Source organism: Methylobacterium sp. Leaf94, from assembly GCF_001426045.1.
GTDB lineage: Bacteria > Pseudomonadota > Alphaproteobacteria > Rhizobiales > Beijerinckiaceae > Methylobacterium.
The window spans coordinates 97648-116095 of record NZ_LMRM01000010.1; the positions used below are offsets into that span (position 1 = coordinate 97648).

The 18448-nt window shown below is 69.2% G+C and carries 20 protein-coding genes; 10 read left to right on the forward strand and 10 right to left on the reverse strand.

Annotated elements, in window-relative coordinates:
- Positions 1 to 841: 841 nt before the first annotated feature.
- The 3 genes from ASG63_RS07690 to ASG63_RS07700 form a co-directional block, all read right to left on the reverse strand.
- Entirely contained in the window at positions 842 to 2494 is a 1653-nt protein-coding gene (locus tag ASG63_RS07690) for an OFA family MFS transporter (protein ID WP_056213815.1), read from the reverse strand.
- Positions 2495 to 2751: 257 nt separating this feature from the next.
- The gene (locus tag ASG63_RS07695; RefSeq protein ID WP_200957532.1) at positions 2752 to 3771 is read right to left on the reverse strand and encodes an arsenic resistance protein; all 1020 of its coding nucleotides are present in this window, start codon (positions 3769 to 3771) and stop codon (positions 2752 to 2754) included.
- Positions 3771 to 4406, reverse strand: coding sequence for a DUF938 domain-containing protein (locus ASG63_RS07700; protein ID WP_056213818.1), 636 nt, complete (start codon positions 4404 to 4406; stop codon positions 3771 to 3773). Before ASG63_RS07700 ends, ASG63_RS07695 begins: the two co-directional genes overlap by 1 nt.
- Positions 4407 to 4622: 216 nt before the next feature.
- Between ASG63_RS07700 and ASG63_RS07705 the strand changes: the two genes are divergently transcribed.
- Together ASG63_RS07705 and fghA are read left to right on the forward strand one after the other, a co-directional pair.
- Positions 4623 to 5759 carry an S-(hydroxymethyl)glutathione dehydrogenase/class III alcohol dehydrogenase gene (locus ASG63_RS07705; RefSeq protein ID WP_056213821.1) on the forward strand — a complete coding sequence of 379 codons (1137 nt, stop codon included), beginning with the start codon at positions 4623 to 4625 and terminating at the stop codon, positions 5757 to 5759.
- 244 nt (positions 5760 to 6003) lie between these two features.
- Positions 6004 to 6837, forward strand: a complete 834-nt coding sequence (gene fghA, locus ASG63_RS07710; RefSeq protein WP_056213824.1) for an S-formylglutathione hydrolase — start codon at positions 6004 to 6006, stop codon at positions 6835 to 6837.
- A 6-nt stretch (positions 6838 to 6843) separates the two neighbouring features.
- Here the strand turns inward: fghA and uraD are convergent, their stop codons facing one another.
- The 4 genes from uraD to ASG63_RS07730 are packed head-to-tail and all read right to left on the reverse strand — an operon-like array spanning position 6844 to position 9650.
- The gene (uraD, locus tag ASG63_RS07715) at positions 6844 to 7374 is read right to left on the reverse strand and encodes a 2-oxo-4-hydroxy-4-carboxy-5-ureidoimidazoline decarboxylase (protein ID WP_056213827.1); all 531 of its coding nucleotides are present in this window, start codon (positions 7372 to 7374) and stop codon (positions 6844 to 6846) included.
- Between the two features lie 5 nt (positions 7375 to 7379).
- The gene (gene uraH, locus ASG63_RS07720) at positions 7380 to 7733 is read right to left on the reverse strand and encodes a hydroxyisourate hydrolase (protein ID WP_056213830.1); all 354 of its coding nucleotides are present in this window, start codon (positions 7731 to 7733) and stop codon (positions 7380 to 7382) included.
- 50 nt (positions 7734 to 7783) lie between these two features.
- A complete protein-coding gene (gene uraH, locus ASG63_RS07725) occupies positions 7784 to 8275 on the reverse strand; it encodes a hydroxyisourate hydrolase (protein WP_056213834.1) in 492 nt (163 codons plus the stop codon).
- A gap of 34 nt (positions 8276 to 8309) precedes the next feature.
- Positions 8310 to 9650, reverse strand: coding sequence for an MFS transporter (locus tag ASG63_RS07730; RefSeq protein WP_056213837.1), 1341 nt, complete (start codon positions 9648 to 9650; stop codon positions 8310 to 8312).
- A 255-nt stretch (positions 9651 to 9905) separates the two neighbouring features.
- On the opposite strand from ASG63_RS07730, the gene ASG63_RS07735 reads away from it, so the two are divergent.
- Positions 9906 to 10835, forward strand: a complete 930-nt coding sequence (locus ASG63_RS07735; RefSeq protein ID WP_056213841.1) for an AEC family transporter — start codon at positions 9906 to 9908, stop codon at positions 10833 to 10835.
- A gap of 5 nt (positions 10836 to 10840) precedes the next feature.
- On the opposite strand, the gene ASG63_RS07740 is transcribed toward ASG63_RS07735, so the two are convergent.
- Complete coding sequence (locus ASG63_RS07740; RefSeq protein WP_056213844.1) at positions 10841 to 12097, reverse strand: D-amino acid dehydrogenase; 1257 nt, start codon at positions 12095 to 12097, stop codon at positions 10841 to 10843.
- A 208-nt stretch (positions 12098 to 12305) separates the two neighbouring features.
- On the opposite strand from ASG63_RS07740, the gene ASG63_RS07745 reads away from it, so the two are divergent.
- The 5 genes from ASG63_RS07745 to ASG63_RS07765 all read left to right on the forward strand — a co-directional run bounded on the left by ASG63_RS07745 (position 12306) and on the right by ASG63_RS07765 (position 15791).
- Positions 12306 to 12746 (forward strand): Lrp/AsnC family transcriptional regulator, encoded by a 441-nt coding sequence (locus ASG63_RS07745; RefSeq protein ID WP_056213848.1) that lies wholly within the window; start codon positions 12306 to 12308, stop codon positions 12744 to 12746.
- Between the two features lie 101 nt (positions 12747 to 12847).
- Entirely contained in the window at positions 12848 to 13504 is a 657-nt protein-coding gene (locus ASG63_RS07750; protein ID WP_056213851.1) for a DUF47 domain-containing protein, read from the forward strand.
- An 8-nt stretch (positions 13505 to 13512) separates the two neighbouring features.
- On the forward strand, positions 13513 to 14523 hold the full coding sequence (locus ASG63_RS07755) for an inorganic phosphate transporter (RefSeq protein WP_056213855.1): 1011 nt from the start codon (positions 13513 to 13515) through the stop codon (positions 14521 to 14523).
- Positions 14524 to 14571: 48 nt separating this feature from the next.
- Entirely contained in the window at positions 14572 to 15255 is a 684-nt protein-coding gene (locus ASG63_RS07760; RefSeq protein WP_056213858.1) for an MgtC/SapB family protein, read from the forward strand.
- A gap of 275 nt (positions 15256 to 15530) precedes the next feature.
- A complete protein-coding gene (locus ASG63_RS07765; RefSeq protein WP_056213862.1) occupies positions 15531 to 15791 on the forward strand; it encodes a hypothetical protein in 261 nt (86 codons plus the stop codon).
- A gap of 12 nt (positions 15792 to 15803) precedes the next feature.
- Here the strand turns inward: ASG63_RS07765 and ASG63_RS07770 are convergent, their stop codons facing one another.
- Complete coding sequence (locus tag ASG63_RS07770) at positions 15804 to 16262, reverse strand: hypothetical protein (protein WP_056213864.1); 459 nt, start codon at positions 16260 to 16262, stop codon at positions 15804 to 15806.
- 81 nt (positions 16263 to 16343) lie between these two features.
- Positions 16344 to 16628: a hypothetical protein gene (locus tag ASG63_RS07775; RefSeq protein ID WP_056213869.1), complete on the reverse strand. Its 285-nt coding sequence runs from the start codon at positions 16626 to 16628 to the stop codon at positions 16344 to 16346.
- Positions 16629 to 16899: 271 nt separating this feature from the next.
- Between ASG63_RS07775 and paoA the strand changes: the two genes are divergently transcribed.
- Positions 16900 to 17499 (forward strand): aldehyde dehydrogenase iron-sulfur subunit PaoA, encoded by a 600-nt coding sequence (gene paoA, locus ASG63_RS07780; RefSeq protein WP_056213872.1) that lies wholly within the window; start codon positions 16900 to 16902, stop codon positions 17497 to 17499.
- Positions 17496 to 18446, forward strand: a complete 951-nt coding sequence (locus tag ASG63_RS07785) for an FAD binding domain-containing protein (protein ID WP_056213875.1) — start codon at positions 17496 to 17498, stop codon at positions 18444 to 18446. Before paoA ends, ASG63_RS07785 begins: the two co-directional genes overlap by 4 nt.
- Positions 18447 to 18448: the final 2 nt, after the last annotated feature.

The following is an 18448-nucleotide window of genomic DNA, read 5'->3' on the forward strand; positions in this document are numbered from 1 at the left end:
GCACCTGCGGACGGCTCCGGAGTTTTCGTAGGTCTCGTTTCCGGTGCGAAATCTGAATGGCGTTCGGATCACGGCTGTCTCCCGATGCTGGTCGCGATGCGGGACGGCACCCGAGAACGGTGCAGCGACAACGCGGCGCGCCCTATCTAGACAACCGAGAGGTGTGTTTTCTACGCCGCAAAAGCCTGTGCTTGTATTATCCCGGTGGGTGTGGCTTCAAAACACAGCTTAGATCCATCCTATGCTGGAAAGGCGGAAATCTGAAAAGGTTACAGGACAAAATTCAATGAGTTAGATTGTCTAATTAGAAATGTATTCGAGAATAAAAGTCATGAGTATTTCCGTATTTCGTCAGAAACGGTGATGGGCAGTGATTTGTCCCAAAACAGAAGGAAAGTTTGCACGAAAATAGTCATTGTCGAGGTCGGAGAACAGTACGACAGGAATTATGGTGCTATTCCTTCGGGCGGCGATCCGGATCAATGCCGTCGCCAGCGCCGCCGGCCTCGTGGAGGGCTTTGCTCCGAGCGCCGCGGCACTGATCTAGGTCTGCGCATCGTCGCCTCGCTCCCGACGACGAGACCGGGGAGGCCCCGATGGACGCGGCCTCGTCCGCTGCTGGCCCGATCCGCCGAGGTGTCGTCCGGACCAGTCCGCCGCCGGCCGACGAGTCCGCCGCGTCGGAGCCGGCGGAGGGCATCGAGCGGGCGGACGACGCCGACTTCCCCGCCGGCCGGGCTGCGCCTTCGGACAAGGGTCTCACGTCGGGGGGCGGCGGATCACCCGACCGGTCGCCGGGTCGGGACCTTCGGCGTTTCGCCGGGGGTGGACGGTGCGGCCCTTACCCGAACAGGATCATCGCCTTCGAGACCGTGCTCCAGATCCCCCAGGCGATCGGGACGCCGACGGCGATCCAGGCGAGGATCGCGAGGGGCGTGACGCCGCCCCGGCCGATGCCGCGAGCGCTCGTCCGCCCCGCTGCCGTGGCGTTCCCGCCCTTCGCGCTGGCGGCGAGCGCGGCGTCGCTCATGAACCAGCGCGCCGCCAGCGGCCGGACCAGGAGGTTGGCGACGAAGCCGGCTGCCAGGAAGGCCGCCAGGATATACATCGTCCGGGTGTAGAGCGCCGCCCCCTGGATGCCGGCATCGACCTGCGCCTGCCGGATCGCCGTCACCACGAAGGGACCGACCACGCCGGCCGTCGACCAGGCAGTGAGGAGCCGCCCGTGGATGGCACCGACGAACTGCGTGCCGAAGATGTCGGCGAGGTAGGCGGGGATCGTGGCGAAGCCGCCGCCGTACATCGACAGGATCACGCAGAAGAACGTCACGAACAGCGCTTTCGAGCCGATCGACGCCGCCCAGTGTGCGCCCGCGTAGAGCAGGCATCCGAGGGCGAAGAAGGTGGCGTAGGTCACCTTGCGGCCGATCTTGTCGGACATCGAGGCCCAGAAGAAGCGTCCGAGGATGTTGAACAGGGACAGGAGGCCGACGAAGCCGGCCGCGACCGCCGCGATCTGGGCCTTCTGGCCGGCATCGAGCTGGCCGAAGCCGGCACCCGGCTGACCGATCAGGGCGCCGCCGAAGATCTCCTGCAGCATCGGCGACGCCAGGGCGAGCACGCCGATGCCAGCCGAGACGTTGAGGCAGAGCACCGAGAACTGCGGGGTCTTGTGGGCCCGGTCCAGGTGGACGTGACCCGAGGTGATCATCGCGCTCTTGGCCGCCGGCGCGGTCCAGCCTTCCGGCTGCCAGCCGGCCGGGGGCACGCGGTAGCCGAAGGCGCCGCAGAGCATCGCCGCGCCGTAGAGCCCGCCCATCACCGCCAGCGTCTGCCAGACGCCAGCGGAATCCGGGGTCTTGAAGGTGTTGATGAGCAGGGTGGCCAGCGGCGAGCCGATCATGGCGCCGCCGCCGAAGCCCATGATGGCCATGCCGGTGGCCATGCCCCGGCGGTCGGGGAACCACTTCACCAGGGTCGAGACCGGCGAGATGTAGCCGAGGCCGAGGCCGATCCCGCCGACGAGGCCCATGCCGAGCCAGATCAGCCAGAGCTGATGCACGTAGACGCCGAGGGCGCCGATCAGGAATCCGCCGCCCCAGCACAGGGCCGCCGCGAGGCCGGCCTTGCGGGGCCCCGCCCGCTCCAGCCAGCCGCCGAACACCGCCGCCGACAGCCCGAGCATCACGATACCGATGGAGAAGACGATGACGAGGTCGCTGACGCGCCAGTCGCAGGTGGTGGTGACCAGGGCGGTGGCGATGCTCATGTCCGGGCAGGCCGCCGGCGCGGGCTGGCCGACACTCAGCGCCCTCGACAGGGGGAGCCAGAACACCGACAGACCGTAGGACATGCCGATGCAGAGATGGATGGCCAGGGCCGCCGGCGGGACCAGCCATCGGTTGAAGCCGGGCTTGGCGACGATCGCTTCGCGGGACAGCCACCCGGGCGTGCGTGCGTCCGACAAGGACGCGTCTGAAACGCGAACGTCCATTCCAGGCATTTCTCTCCCTATACGCTGCAATGCAGCGGTTTTTCTGGATTAAAGCATGGCGGGAAACGTAGGGCGACGGCGTTCGCGGCAGGCGCCGAACGATTTGCTTACCCTGTCAGGTGTTCGATCCCGATTTCGACGGCCGATCGCAGATCCGGTTTCGATCGCCCCTGGCCGTGACCCTGGGTGAGTCCCGTCCGCGATCCCAGGGACGTCGCCGCGCGCCGCCCGTTCCGGACCGCGCGGCGAAGGGGTTTTTAGGGCGCGGACGCGGATCGGATCGACGGACGTCCGAGAAGCGGGATTATCCGGACGTAGGCCAGCTCGCTCATGAGTTCGATCAGCGTCTGCGTGACGATGACGGCCGGCAGCAGGGGCACCCCGCCCGGAACCGCGAAGGCCAGGGGCAGGACGACCAGCGAGTTCCGGGTCGCGGCGCTGAAGGCCAGGGTCCGCCCGGTGGGCGCGTCGAGCCGGAAAACGCGCCCGGCTCCCCAGCCGATGAGCGGAGCCAATGCGGCGAAGGCCAGGTAGACCGGGACCGTCCGTGCGGCCGCGTCCCGGCTCGCGCCGAGCTGCGGCAGGACCGCCGCGACCACGACAAAGAGGACGAGGGCCGTCGCGGGGACCGGCAGCACACTAAGCCCGGCCGCGGCCCGTCGCCCGAGGCGGCTCCGTCCGCTCCAGACCTGGACGGCACCGGCCGCGGCCAAGGGCAGCGCGATGAGCCAGACGAAGGCGTGGAGGAAGGGGCCGACCTGCACGAACCGTCCCGCGTCCGCGCCGAGAAAGAGCGTCAGGTAGATCGGCAACAGCGCCATCTGGGCGAGGAGAAGGGCCGGGGTCGAGGCCAGCAGGACCCGGGCATCGGCGCCCCCGAGATGGGCGAAGGTCACCACGTAGTCGATGCACGGCGTGAGCAGCACCATCAGCACGCCGAGACGCAGCATCGGGTCGGCGGGAAGGAAGAGGGTGAGCCCGGCGACCAACAGGGGGATCGCGAGGAAATTGACGACCATCAGCGCCGCCAGGAAGCGTCCGCGGGTGGAGGCGTGAGCCAGCGCCCGCAGGGGCACCTGCAGGAAGGTGACGAACAGCATCAGCGCCAGGGCCGGGTTGATCCCTCCTTCCAACGCCGCCGTTCCCGGCACGGTCAGGGCCGTGACGGCCCCTGCGGCGACGGCCGCAAGGGAGAGTTCGATCTGGCGGCCTTCGAGGGCGTCGCGCAGGGTTTCGATGCGGTCCCGCGAGTGCGGGGCCTGGGACTCAGCGGGCATCAGGCCGAGGCCGTCGACGCAGGGCGACGGAAGACCAGCGCCAGGTTGTTTGCCGGCAGGCCGATGCGGGCTTCGTGCCGCAGGCCGCGCCGCGCGGCCGTGTCCGCGACGGTCTCGAGATCGCGGACGCCCCAGCGCGGATCCCGCGCACGCAGGTCCTGGTCGAAGGCGGCGTTGCTCTCGGCGGTGTGGCGGCCGCCCTCGCGAAAGGCGCCGTAGAGGAACAGGACGCCGCCCGGGGCAAGCGTGCGGGCGGCTCCGTCCATCAGCCCTTCCGTGGCCGACCACGGCGCGATGTGGACCATGTTGATACACAGGATGGCGTCGGCGCGCGCGATCGGCCAGGCGGCCGCGGCGGCGTCGAGATCGAGGGGAGGCCGCAGGTTGGCGAGACCTGCGGCCTCCGCATGCGCCGCGATGCTGCGGCGATAGGCCGGCTCGGGGTCGCTGGGCTGCCACGAGAGCGCCGGCAGGGCGGCGGCGAAATGGACCGCGTGCTCACCCGATCCACTGGCGATCTCTAGGATCGTGCCGGTCTCGGGCAGGACGTCCCGCAGGACGGCGAGGATCGCCGCACGATTGCGCGCCGCCGCCGACGCGATGAGCGCCTCACGCCCCCTATCCCAGTCCTTCATCGTCCCTCCGTTCCGGCCGCGTCGCGGCGACCGTCATTCCAAATTCGCAACCCTGGCGCAAACGACGGAGCACGCCTGTTGCATCTCGACGCCGGAGGCATCAAACACCATTCAGATTTTCGGGCCGTTCGCCTTGCCACCTTTCGGGTGCCGCGAGACGAAGCGCCGGCATCCATCGCCGCCGTCCGTGATCATCACAGCTCTAAGGACACTGCTATGAAGACGCGCGCCGCGGTCGCGTGGGAGGCCAAGAAGCCTCTCACGATCGAGACCATCGACATCGAAGGACCCAAGGCCGGCGAGGTTCTCGTCGAGCTGATGGCCACCGGCATCTGCCACACCGACGCCTACACCCTGTCGGGCCTCGATTCCGAGGGCAAGTTCCCGGCGATCCTCGGCCACGAGGGCGCGGGCATCGTCCGCGAGGTCGGCGCCGGCGTCACCGCGCTGAAGCCCGGCGACCACGTCATCCCGCTCTACACCCCGGAATGCCGCAACTGTAAGTCCTGCCTGTCGCAGCGCACCAACCTGTGCACCGCGATCCGCTCCACGCAGGGCCAGGGCGTGATGCCCGACGGCACCAGCCGCTTCTCCTGCGTCTCCACCGGCGGCAGCCCGGGCGGGTCCAACACCCTGTTCCACTACATGGGCTGCTCGACCTTCTCGAACTTCACGGTCCTGCCGGCGATCGCGCTGGCCAAGATCCGCGAAGACGCCCCCTTCGACAAGATCTGCTACATCGGCTGCGGCGTCACCACCGGCATCGGCGCGGTGATCTACACCGCCAAGGTCTGGCCCGGCGCCAACGTCGTGGTGTTCGGCCTCGGCGGCATCGGCCTCAACGTGCTCCAGGCCGCCCGGATGGTCGGGGCCGACAAGATCATCGGCGTCGACATCAATCCGGACAAGCAGGAGATGGCCCGCAAGTTCGGGATGACCCACTTCATCAACCCGAAGGAGGTCGGCAACGATCACGTGGTCCAGGCGATCCTCGACGTGACCGGCGGCGGCGCTGATTTCTCCTTCGACTGCACCGGCAACGTCAACGTGATGCGCCAGGCCCTCGAGTGCTGCCACCGCGGCTGGGGCGAGTCGATCGTCATCGGCGTGGCCGAGGCCGGCAAGGAGATCGCGACCCGTCCATTCCAGCTCGTCACCGGCCGCGTCTGGAAGGGCTCGGCCTTCGGCGGCGCCCGCGGCCGCACCGACGTGCCGAAGATCGTCGACTGGTACATGGAGGGCAAGATCAACATCGACGACCTGATCACCCACACCATGCCGCTCGAGGACATCAACCACGGCTTCGACCTCATGCACGAGGGCAAGTCGATCCGGTCGGTGGTGGTTTACTGATCCGATCGGGACAGATCGTGTCCGGTCCCTCCCCCCTTCGCGGGGGAGGGTGCCTGCGGAGCAGGCGGGAGAGGGGGCGACCTCTCCGGGACCGGTGCTCCCCTCACCCGACCCGCTGACGCGGGCCGCCCTCTCCCGCAGAGGCAGAGGGACGGGCGCGGACCGACCATTCTATCAGGGGCCCGACATCGCACCCTTTCCCAGCCCCGGAACGGGACTCTGAGCCCTAAGCAGGAGAGTACACATGGAAACCCTCTCGAAGGCCCGCGCCCACGGCGGCACGCAGGGCGTCTACAAGCACGATGCCCGGACCACGGGCTGCCCGATGACCTTCGCGGTGTTCGTGCCGCCGCAGGCCGAGGCCGGCCCGGTGCCGGTGCTGTGGTACCTCTCGGGCCTGACCTGCACGCACGCCAACGTCATGGACAAGGGCGAGTACCGCAAGGCGGCGGCCGAGCACGGCGTCATCATCGTGGCGCCCGACACCAGCCCGCGCGGCCCCGGCATTCCCGACGAAGAGGGCAACTGGCAGTTCGGCTCCGGCGCCGGCTTCTACCTCGACGCCACCCAGGCGCCCTACGCCGCGAACTACCGGATGTGGAGCTACGTGACCGAGGAACTGCCCGCCCTCATCGCTCAGGAGTTCCCGGCCGACATGTCCCGCCAGGGCATCTTCGGCCATTCCATGGGCGGCCACGGTGCACTGACCATCGCCCTCACCTATCCCGACCGCTTCAAGTCCTGCTCGGCCTTCGCGCCGATCGCCCAGCCCTCCACGGCCGGCTGGTCGAAGCCTGCCTTCGAAAAGTATCTCGGCACCGACACCGCCGCGTGGCGCGCCCACGACGCCACGGCGCTGATCGAGGACGGCAAGCGCTTCCCGGAGTTCCTGGTCGACCAGGGCACCGCCGACAGCTTCCTCGACGACGGCCTGCGTCCCTGGCTCCTGGAAGAGGCCTGCAAGACCGCCGGCATTCCCCTGACCCTCAACATGCGCGAGGGGTACGACCACTCGTACTACTTCATCTCCACCTTCATGGCCGACCACATCGCCTGGGCCGCCGCCCGCCTGAAGTGAACTGCCTCACCCGGATGCGGCGACGAGGCGGTCGAGCCGCATCCGGGTGATCAGTGCGATCTCGTCGAGGGCGGCCTGCTCTTCCTCCGCGGGGGTGCGCTGCAGGCGCTCCGCGAAGATCGCCAGGATCTCGGCCCGCGCCCGGCCGCGGACCGCGATGATGAAGGGAAAGCCGAAGCGGCGGCGATAGGCGGCGTTCAGGCGGTCGAAGGCTTCCGCGTCGGCGGCGGGCATGTGGTCGAGCCCGGCGCTGCCCTGCTCGCTCGCCGAATCCGCCGTCATGCTGCGGGCCCGCGCCTCGGGCCCGGCGAGCTCCGGATGGCCGTTCAGGAAGGCGATGCGGGTTTCGGTCGGTGCGGCGCGCACGGCCCGCATCATGGCCGCGTGCAGGTCGTCGAGGCTGGCGAAGGGCCCGTGCGCGTGGGCGCGCTCCGCGACCCAGGCCGCATGCTCGAACACCCCTCCGAACCGGACGACGAAGCCGGCCCCATCGAGCCGATTGATGGCGGCGAGATCGGGCTTTCCGGAATCGACCATCGCCGTCAGCTGCCTCGGTAGGTGGCGCAGGTGCCCGGCGCGCACAGCATCGGCACGTGGTAGTGCTGCCCGGCATCGAAGACCGCGAAGCGCACCACCGGATTGTCGACGAAGATGTCGGCCTCGGTCACGCCGGGCTTGGTCTTCAGGTAGGCGTCGATGTGGAATTCCAGCTGGTACTGACCGACCTTGGCCTCGGCGGCTGGCAGGATCGGTGCGTCGGTGCGCCCGTCGGTATTGGTGACGACGCTCTTCACGAGGCGCCACGCGTCGCCCTCCCTCACGGAGAAGTCGATGCGCACCCCCGGCGCCGGGCGGCCGCGATCCGCGTCGAGGACGTGTGTGGTGATGCCGGCCATGTCGATCGGGCTCCGGAAGGAAATCTCGCTGAAGGGGTGCCGCGGGCGCGTCAGCTGCCGCGATAGTAGGAGTAGCCCCAGGGGGTGAACAGCACCGGCAGGTGGTAGCGCTGCCCCGCATCGCGGATCACGAAGCGCACCGGAACGAGGCTGAGGAAATTCGGCTGCGGCAGCGCTACGCCGGCCTTGGCGAAATACGCCTCGAAATGCATCAGCAACTCGTACTGGCCGACCTTCAGGGCTTCGTCGACCAGGAGCGGTTCGGCCGGACGGCCATTGGCGGCGGTGGTCACGGTCTTGAGCGTCCGATAGGCGTCGCCCTCTCGGATCGCTAGGTCGCAGACCATGCCGGCGCCGGGCGTGCCGTGGAAGTTGTCGATGGCGTGCAGGGTCAGGCGCGGGCCGAGGCCGGCCTGGGAGTTCGGCGCCGTCGCCAGGGCCCTCGGCGGGGCGGGCGCGGCCTGCGCCAGAGCGCCGGTGGCGGCGACGGCGCCGAGACCGGCGCCGACGAGGCTTCGGCGCGTGAGGGCCGGTCGATCCATGGCGTGTCCTTCTCGACGAGTGCGGGGTTCGGGTTCAGGCGGGTTCGTGGGCGGCGCGTGCCGCGGCCCGCCGGACCAGGGCTCCGGGTTCCGGCGGGACGAAGGCGAGGATGAGGAGGAGCGTCGCGACCTCGAAGCCCGCGACGATCCAGAGGCCGGTGGCGGCAGAGCCGGTCTGTTCGTGCAGGGCGCCCATCACCGCCGGCGCGCCGAACCCGGCAAGGTTCGCCACCGCGTTGATCAGCGCGATGCCGGCCGCCGCGGCCGAACCGGCGAGGAACCGGCCTGGGATCTGCCAGAAGACCGGAATGGCGCTCATGGTGCCGACGATCGCCACCGTGAGGGCGAGGATCGACAGCGCCGGGCTGATCGGGACGAGCCACCCGAGGAGGGCGATCGCCACGGCGCCGATCAGCGCCGGGAGGCCGCAATGGAGGCGCGCCTCGCCGGAGCGGTCGGAGTGGCGGCCATTGAGGATCATCCCGGCTGCGCCGCAGAGATAGGCGCCGGACATGATCCAGCCGATGGTGAGCGGGTCGGTGTAGCCCGCCTCGCGGACCACGCTCGGCCCGAAGAAGGTCAGGGCCGAGTTGGCGGTGATGATGCAGAAGAAGATCGCGATGCATTGCCAGACCCGGACATCCCGCAACGAGGCCAGGATGCGATGCTCCCGCGGGCCGAGGGCCGCCGCGTCGCGGGCGAGGTCGGCCGCGACCAGGGCGCGCTGCTCCGGGGTCAGCCAGCCGGCCTTCTCCGGCCGATCGGTCAAATAGAACAGCGTGACGAGGCCGGCCAGGATCGACGGGATGCCCTCGAGGAGGAAGACCCACTGCCAGCCTGACCAGCCGTTCACGCCGTCGAGTCCGGTCATGATCGTGCCGGCCAGCGGTCCGCCGATCACCCCCGCGATGGCGGAGGCCGACATGAACAGCCCGAAGACCTTGGCGCGCCGCTCGGTGGGGTACCAGTAGGTCAGGAACAGGATCACGCCCGGATAGAAGCCCGCTTCGAACACCCCCAGGAGGAAACGCAGGACGTAGAACAGGCCGGGGGTGGTGACGAACATCATCGCCACGCAGCAGAGACCCCACAGCAGGGTGATGCGCGCGATGGTCTTGCGGGCGCCGATATGCTCGAGGAGGAGGTTGCTCGGGACCTCGCAGAGGAAGTAGCCGATGAAGAAGATCCCGGCGCCGATGCCGTAGACGGTCTCGCTGAACTTCAGGTCGGCGAGCATCTGCAGTTTGGCAAAGCCGATGTTCACCCGGTCGATCCAGGAGAGGACCCAGAGGAACATCAGGAACGGCAGCAGCCGCCAGGTGATCCGGCGATAGGTCTCGTCGAGTCCGGCCGGCGAGGGCTGTTCGAGCGCCATCAGACAATCCGCAGTCCCGGCGATTCGAGCCGGGACGATGCATCAAAATGATGCAAATCGGGGGCCATGGCGACGGGTGTGGCAGGCCCGTTCCCCGCGATGCCTGGGGATGGCCATGCCCCGCGCCCCCAGGAACGCACCCGCCCCGGTACTCTTCCGCAACCCACGTCACGTACAGCTGGCCGTCGTCTCACCCGAGTTGCGATCCATGCGCTTATCGATCACCGCCGGTTCCAGCGTCCTCCGGCCCGCCGCGTGAGCGCGACGGTCATCCTCGCCCTGGTGCCGATCGCGCTGCTGATCGGCCTCGGCGTGCTGCTGCGCCGCAACGGCCTCGTGGCCGAGTCGTTCTGGGCCCAGGCCGAGCGCCTCGGCTACTACGTGCTGCTGCCGGCGCTGTTCATCCACGGGCTGGCCACCGCGCGCCTGGACGGCGTGCCCGTCCTCGCCCTGGCGGGCGTCCTCGTGGCCTCGACCCTCGCGGTGGCGCTCATGCTGCTCGCGATCCGGCCGCGGCTCGACCTCGACGGAGCGGCCTTCACCTCGGTGTTTCAGGGCGGAGTGCGCTTCAACAATTACGTCGGGGTCTCGGCGGCGGCGGGGTTGTTCGGCCTGCAGGGAATCGCCCTCGCGGCGGTCGCCAACGCGGCCATCGTGCCCACGGTCAACATCCTGTGCGTCCTGGTCTTCGCGCGCTTCGGCTCGGGCGGGCGGCTGGCGCCGCGGGCGATCCTCCGCCAGATCCTTCTCAATCCCCTGGTGGTCGCCTGCGGCATCGGGATCGCCCTGCAGGCGACGGGCTTCGGGTTGCCGCCGGGACTGGAGCCCACCCTGAAGGCCCTGGGGCAGGCCTCCCTCCCGCTCGGTCTCCTCTGCGTCGGCGCCGCCCTCGATCCCCGTACCGTCCGGACCTGGCTGCGTCCGGTCGTCATCGCGTCGGTCGCCAAGTTCGTGCTGATGCCGACGGTGACGATCCTGGCCTGCCTCGCCGCCGGCCTGCACGGGCCGGCCGCCGCCACCGCCCTGCTGTTCCAGTCGCTGCCGACGGCGTCCTCGTCCTACATCATGGCCCGGCAGCTCGGGGGCGACGCGCCGCTGATGGCCGGCATCCTCGCCCTGCAGACGGTGCTCGCCGGGCTCGCCATCCCCCTGGTGATGCTCATCCTGGAGGGGTTCACCGCCTGACGGCGTCAGGCGGCGTAGCGGGCGAGCGCCAGGTCGGCATGGTCGATGTCGGGCGCGCGGCCGGACATCAGGTCGGCCAGCATCCGACCGGAGCCGCAGGCCATCGTCCAGCCCAGGGTGCCGTGGCCGGTGTTGGTGTAGAGGTTGGCATAGCGCGTGGCACCGACGATCGGCGTGCCGTCCGGCGTCATCGGGCGCAGGCCGGTCCAGAACGTGGCGGCCGCGAGGTCGCCCCCGTTCGGGAACAGGTCCCGGACGCAGCGCTCCAGGGTCGCCCGGCGCGGGGCCCTGAGGACATCGCTGAAGCCCGCGAGCTCGGCCGTGCCGCCCACGCGGATCCGGTCCCCGAGGCGCGTGAGCGCGACCTTGAAGGTCTCGTCCATGACGGTGGAGACCGGCGCCTGGGCGGGGTCGGTGACCGGCAGGGTGAGCGAGTATCCCTTGACGGGATAGATCGGCAGCCGAAGCCCGAGGGGACGGAGGAGGCCTGGGGTGAAGGAGCCCATGGCGGCGACGTAGGCATCGGCCCGCAGGGTCTCGGAGCCGCAGACCACGCCCGTCACCGCGTCGCCCGCGGTCTCGAGGCCGTCGATGCGCGTCCCGTAGCGGAAACGGACGCCCATCCGCGCGCACAGCTCCGCCAGGCGCTGCGTGAACAGGTGGGCATCGCCCGTCTCGTCGCCGCTCAGGTGAAGGCCCCCGACGATCGTGTTGCGGACGCCGGCCAGCGCGGGCTCGGCCGCGATGCATCCGGCCGGGTCCAGCACCGTGTAGGCGACCCCATAGGTATCGAGGACGCGGGTGTCGTCGCCGACATGGTCGAGCTGCTTTCGCGTGCGGAAGAGCTGGAGGGTGCCGCGGGTCCGGTGGTCGTAGGTGATGCCGGTCTCGGTGCGCAGGTCGCGCAGGACGTCCCGGCTGTACTCGGCGAGACGAACCATGCGGCCCTTGTTGCGGATATACGCGTCCTCGGTGCAGTTCGCGAGCATGCGCGCGAGCCAGCCATAGAAGCGCGGCTCGACGGTCGGCCACAGCACCAGGGGCCGGTGGCGCATCATCAGCCACTTCATCGCCTTGATGGGAATGCCCGGGGCCGCCCAGGGGGCCGAGTAGCCCGGCGAGACCTGGCCCGCATTGGCGAAGCTCGTCTCCAGGCCGGCGGCGGGCTGGCGGTCGATCACCGTGACGGCATGACCGGCCTTGGCGAGGTAATAGGCCGTGCTGACGCCGACCACGCCGCTTCCGAGAACCAGGACCCGCATCGCACGTCTCCCCTGAGGCCCGGAATCCCAAGCACAGGCGGGGCCATGCCGCTCCCGGCCCCGAGCGCTCCGGTCTCGTCGGACTAGAGACACTCGATCCTGCGAGCGGTGCAGCGAAGATGGTGCAGGTTCCGCCTCGCAAAGGGTGCCCGACGCACGATCCTGCGATACGATGCACGATCGTTGCCTATGCCGGCCGAGGATAGTGATGCCGCCCGACGAGATCGATCGCGCGATCATTCGGGTCCTCCGCGAGGATGCGCGGATCCCGAACGCTGCCCTGGCGCAGCGCGTCGGCCTCTCGGCCTCCGCCTGCCTGCGGCGCTTGCGGATGCTGGAGCGCAACGGCACGATCCGCGGCTACACCGTGCTTCTCGACGGGCCCGTCTCCGCCGGCCTGGTGGTGATGACCCGGATCGCCCTGGAGCGGCAGACCGAGGATTGCCTCAACCGGTTCGAGGCGGCCGTGCGGCGCTGCCCAGACATCCAGGATTGCTACCTGATGACGGGCGATTCCGATTATCTCCTGAAGATCCGCGTCGCCGACATGGCGGAATACGAGCGGCTGCACCGGTCGGTGCTCTCGAAGCTGCCCGGAGTCGCCCGTATCCAGTCGAGCTTCACCATCCGCAGCGTCATCGGCCGATGATTGCCTGGGCGGCGCACCAGGGCAAAGCTCGCGAAGGCCCTGGTCTCCTGCGCGCGAAAACCCTAGTTGGCTAATCAAGCGGGGTGGGTCCGGAGTCGGGGATGCTGGGTTGGTTCAAGGCGTTGATGCCGCGCGAGGATCGGTTCTTCGACCTCTTCGAGCGGCACTCGCGCACCCTGGTGGCCGGCGCCGAAGCGCTGCAGGGCGTACTTCAGGGCGGGGACGCCGTTCCGCGCTACTGCCAGCAGGTGGTGGAGCGCGAGCATGAGGCGGACGCGATCACCGCCGAAGTCCTCCTCGCCGTGCGCCGGAGCTTCATCACGCCCTTCGACCGAGGCGACATCAAGGACCTGATCCAGTCGATGGACGACGCCATCGACCAGATGAACAAGACGGTGAAGACGATCGCCCTCTACGAGGTTCGCCGCTTCGAACCGCTGATGCAGGAGATGGGCGGCACCGTGATCGAGGCGGCGCGGCTCACCGCCGAGACGATCCCCCTCCTCACGGCCGTCGGAACCCATGCGGGGCGCATCAACACCCTGACCGAGCAGATCACCCGGGTCGAGGGACGCTCGGACGAGCTGCAGGAGCGCGGCCTCAAGGCGCTCTACGAGGCCCACCGCAAGGATGGCGGCGACGGCGACACGATGGCCTACCTCATCGGTGCGGAGATCTACGGCCACCTCGAGGACGTGGTCGACCGCTTCGAGGACGTCGCCAACGAGATCAGCGGCATCGTGATCGAGAACGTGTAGGCGACCCGATGACCGAGGCCACCGCGCTCGCCCTGCCCGCCCTCGCCGGCCTGATCGCCGTCGCGCTGTTCTTCGACTTCCTCAACGGCCTGCACGATGCGGCCAACTCCATCGCCACCATCGTGTCGACGCGGGTGCTGCGGCCCCAATACGCGGTGCTCTGGGCGGCGTTCTTCAACTTCATTGCCTTTCTGTTCTTCGGCCTGCACGTGGCCCAGACCCTCGGGACCGGAATCGTCGATGCGGGGATCATCGATCCCCGGGTGATCTTCAGCGCGCTGATGGGCGCCATCACCTGGAACATCGTCACCTGGGTCTTCGGCATCCCGTCAAGCAGCTCGCACGCCCTCGTGGGCGGCCTCATCGGAGCGGGCGTCGCCAAGGCCGGGTTCAGCGCGGTGGTCTGGAGCGGTCTGACGAAGACCGCCGCCGCCATCGTCCTCTCGCCGCTCCTGGGCTTTCTGCTCGCGCTCCTCCTGGTGCTGATGGTCTCCTGGCTCTGCGTGCGGGCGACGCCGTTCGCGGTCGACCGGCGCTTCCGCGCCCTGCAGTTCGTCTCGGCCTCGCTCTACTCCCTGGGCCACGGCGGCAACGACGCGCAGAAGACCATGGGGATCATCGCGGTGCTGCTCTACTCGCAGGGCCACCTGGGCGCCTCCTTTCACGTTCCCCTCTGGGTGGTGATCTCCTGCCAGTCCGCCATGGCGCTGGGCACGCTGCTTGGGGGCTGGCGCATCGTGCACACGATGGGCTCCAGGATCACGCGTCTGAACCCGATGCAGGGGTTCTGCGCCGAGACGGGCGGCGCGATCACCCTGTTCGCCGCGACCTGGCTCGGCGTACCGGTCTCGACCACCCACACCATCACGGGCGCGATCATCGGCGTCGGGGCTGCACGGCGGACCTCGGCGGTTCGCTGGGGCGTCGCCGGCAACATCGTGGTCGCCTGGGTGCTGACCCTGCCGGCTGCCGCCCTGATCGCCGCGGCCTGCTACGCCGTGACGGCTTTCATCGGCTGAGGTCCGCTTCGGCCGGCGCGCGACATCGGATTGGGAGGAGACCCGGGAATGCTAGGCAACGTCGAGATCGTCTGGCGCCTGCTCCTGGCCGCGATCCTGAGCGGGCTGATCGGCATCGAACGCGAGCGCCTGCTCTGGGCCGCGGGCCTGCGAACGCACATGCTGGTCGGCGTCGGCGCCTGCCTGATCATGATCGTCTCGGCCTTCGGCTTCGCCGATGTGCTCGGGACCCGGAACGTCGCCCTCGATCCCTCGCGCATGGCCGCCCAGGTCGTCTCCGGCATCGGGTTTCTCGGGGCGGGAACGATTCTCCTGCGGGGCGAGGTGGTGAAGGGGCTCACCACCGCGGCGAGCCTCTGGGCCGTCGCGGCCGTCGGTCTCGCGGTCGGCGGCGGCCTCTACGTGGCGGGCATCGCCACCACGGCGATCCTGCTGGGGATCCTCGCCGGGATGAAACCCTTGCAGGAGCGCTACCACGACCGGATGCACATCCGGCCCCTCCGCGTGGTGGCCAAGCCCGGCTGCATCAGCCTGGAGGTGGTGCAGGCCGTGTCCGGTGTGCGCCCCTCCCGTGTCCGGCAATTCGTGACTCGGCGCGGTTCCGCGCCTGAATTCGACGAGACGTTGATCACCTTCGTGCGGCTGTCGCGCCGCTCCGTGGAAGACATCGCACAGAAACTTCGGAGGCATCCCGGGGTGATCACGGTCGATGATCTTCCCGAATCTGGCTGAGCATGCATGATGAACGGCGAAATTCGCGGCACGACCGCGCTGGGATGTCGGGGTGGGATAGGATTGCGCGCCGAAGCTCGTGAAACGCGTTCTTTGCGATCGGATCCCGTGCCGCCGGTCGGGCGTTTGGGAACACGCACGCGCGTCGCCCTCTCCCCGGTCCGGGACGTCGTCGGGACCGTGAAACGACGGAGGAAGGACGAGATCGCGATCTTCGCAAGCGAGAGGGCCTGCGCCGTTCCGGCCGTCGGTCTCCAACGGATGCCGGTCCGTCCTTGAGCCGTCGTCGTCCGTCCTCCGAGGCTGCTCCCGCCGACAAGGGCAAGCGGGCCAAGAGCCAGGTCTTTCTCGTCGCGGTGAAGCAGCGCCGAGAGGCGTTGCGCGTCTACGCGGTGCTGACATCCGCCCAGGACGAGGCTCTGGCCATCGTGGCGGCCGCGAGCGCGGAGGGCGCGGCGGTGGAGGCGGCGGGGCGCCTTTCGAAGAAACTGGCGCGGCCCCTCAAGCTGAAGCCCGAGGTCCCGCACCCCATCTGACCGAAGGCGTCCCTAGCGGGGCCGGCAGATCGTGCGATCCGTGTAGAGCACCACGTCGCCCTGTTTCGGATTGTTCACGGTGAACGGCGCGAGGCTGTCCCGGGGAAGAAACCCGCGTCCGAGTTCGCGGTCGAAGAAGTCGTGGCCGATCTCCATGTAGCAGCGATCGAGGACGGCGGTGTATCGCAGCGACGCCTGCACCGCGGCACCTCCGATCCCGTCATTGCCGCGGCTCCCGTACGCATCGCAGTAGCCGGACAGCTCGAGGCTGCCGGGGCCCGAGAGCCGGATCGCGCGCGCGGTGCCGGGTCTCACCACGAAGGACGGGCCGCCCTCCTGCGCGCCCACCAGCGTCAGGGGTGAGCGGTTATAGACGTGCCGGATGCAGTCGGCGCCGGCAGCACCCGCGCTCGCGACCAGCGCCAGGACGGGCAGAGCCACCCGGCCGAACCAGCGAAATCCCTTTTGCATCGCGCACCTTTTGCCAAGACGACCGGCTTCGACGACCGGCTTCGAGGACTGACGACCGGATCGGAAGATCTGTTGAAACAGCTAGGGCATCGGGACGCCCGCGGCGAGGCCGTCGCGCGCCATCGGCACCGGCGACCGCGTGCGGATGCCGGCGAGGGTTTTCAGGGCGTTCAAGCGGCCGATGCGATCGTCGGGTTTTCCGGCGCCGCTGACCGGGACGATGGGAGCACGGACCTGTGCGATGACCCGCGCGGTGCGCGTGGGCTTCTCCTTCGTGCCGGGTGGAGCGTTGGTCCTGGGTTCGACGGTGCGGCCTTCGACCAGGGTGTCGGGCGATGCGACCCCGTGAGGTGCTCGGCCGCACACGAAGGCGCGAGGTTTCGCAGTCTGGAGAAATTCCAGGGACCGACGCGCCGAGTTCTGCGTTCTCGCTGGATACACTTCGCAGTAGGCAGGCGCACGTCTGGACGGAGCCCGCGCGGTTCCGTGTCACGCCCGGGACCAAGATCGCCCGATCGGGCGGTCTCCCGGCCCGCGACGTTACCGGGCACCCGTCCGCTGGCAGCCTCCTCCCGCTACAGGTTCAGAGAACGCCATGCCAAGTTTCGGAGAGAACGAATTGAGTCGACGTGACGTTATGGCCGGCGCGACGGCCTGTGCGGCCCTGGCGGCGGTCCCCGCGCGGGCCGAGGGTCGGCCTGACTCCGCCGGTCCGGATCAGCCGGTGCTGGCGAAGGTGTCGCTGACGGTGAACGGCCAGCGCCGCGAACTCGAAATCGACACCCGCACCAGCCTGCTCGACGCCGCGCGCGAGCACCTGCACCTGACCGGCTCGAAGAAGGGCTGCGACCACGGCCAGTGCGGCGCCTGTACGATGATCGTCGACGGCCGGCGCATCAATTCCTGCCTGACCCTGGCGGTGATGCACCAGGGGTCGGAGATCACCACCATCGAGGGGCTCGGCCAGCCCGACGCCCTGCACCCGATGCAGGCCGCCTTTATCAAGCATGACGGCTACCAGTGCGGCTACTGCACGCCCGGCCAGATCTGCTCCGGCGTCGCGGTGCTCGCCGAGATCAAGGCTGGCATCCCCAGCCACGTCACGGCGGATCTGAATGCGCCGATGCAGGTCACGGACGCCGAGATCCGCGAGCGCATGAGCGGCAATATCTGCCGCTGCGGCGCCTATTCCAACATCGTCGAGGCGATGACCGAGGTCGCCGGGAGGCCCGCATGAAGTCTTTCACCTACGAGCGCCCGAATTCGCCCGCGGAAGCCGCCGCCGCCGTGTCCCGTAATCCGAACGCCAAGTTCATTGCCGGTGGCACGAATCTCCTCGATCTAATGAAGCTGCAGATCGAGACCCCGACCCACCTCGTGGACGTCAACGGCCTCGGGCTCGACAAGATCGAGGCGATGCCAGAGGGCGGTCTGCGCGTCGGAGCTCTCGTGCGCAACACCGACCTCGCGGCCGATGCCCGCGTGCGCAAGGATTACGCCGTGCTCTCGCGGGCCCTGCTCGCCGGTGCCTCCGGACAGCTGCGCAACAAGGCGACCACCGCCGGCAATCTCCTGCAGCGCACCCGCTGTCCGTACTTCTACGATACCGCGCAGGCCTGCAATAAGCGTCAGCCGGGCTCCGGGTGCTCGGCCCTCGACGGCGTCTCGCGCCAGCTCGCCGTGATCGGTGCCAGCGAGGCCTGCATCGCCACGCATCCGGGCGACATGGCGGTCGCCATGCGGGTGCTCGACGCCGCGGTCGAGACCGTCGACGCCAAGGGGACCAAGCGGAAGATCCCGATGGCCGAATTCCACCGCCTGCCGGGTGACCGGCCGGAGGTAGACACCACGCTCGCGCCCGGCGAGCTCATCACGGCGGTGACGCTGCCGAAGCCGCTGGGTGGCGCGCACATCTACCGCAAGGTCCGGGATCGCGCGTCCTACGCCTACGCCCTGGTCTCGGTGGCGGCGGTGGTTCAGCCGGACGGCAGCGGCCGGGCGGCCTTCGGCGGCGTGGCGCACAAGCCCTGGCGGGTGGAAGCGGCGGAGGGGGAGATGGCCCGGGGCGCCAAGGCGGTGACCGCGCAGGCCTTCGCCGGCGCCAAGCCGACCCACGACAATGCCTACAAGCTGACGCTGGCCGAGCGCACGCTCAGCGCGGCGCTGAACGAAGCGAGGGCCTGAGC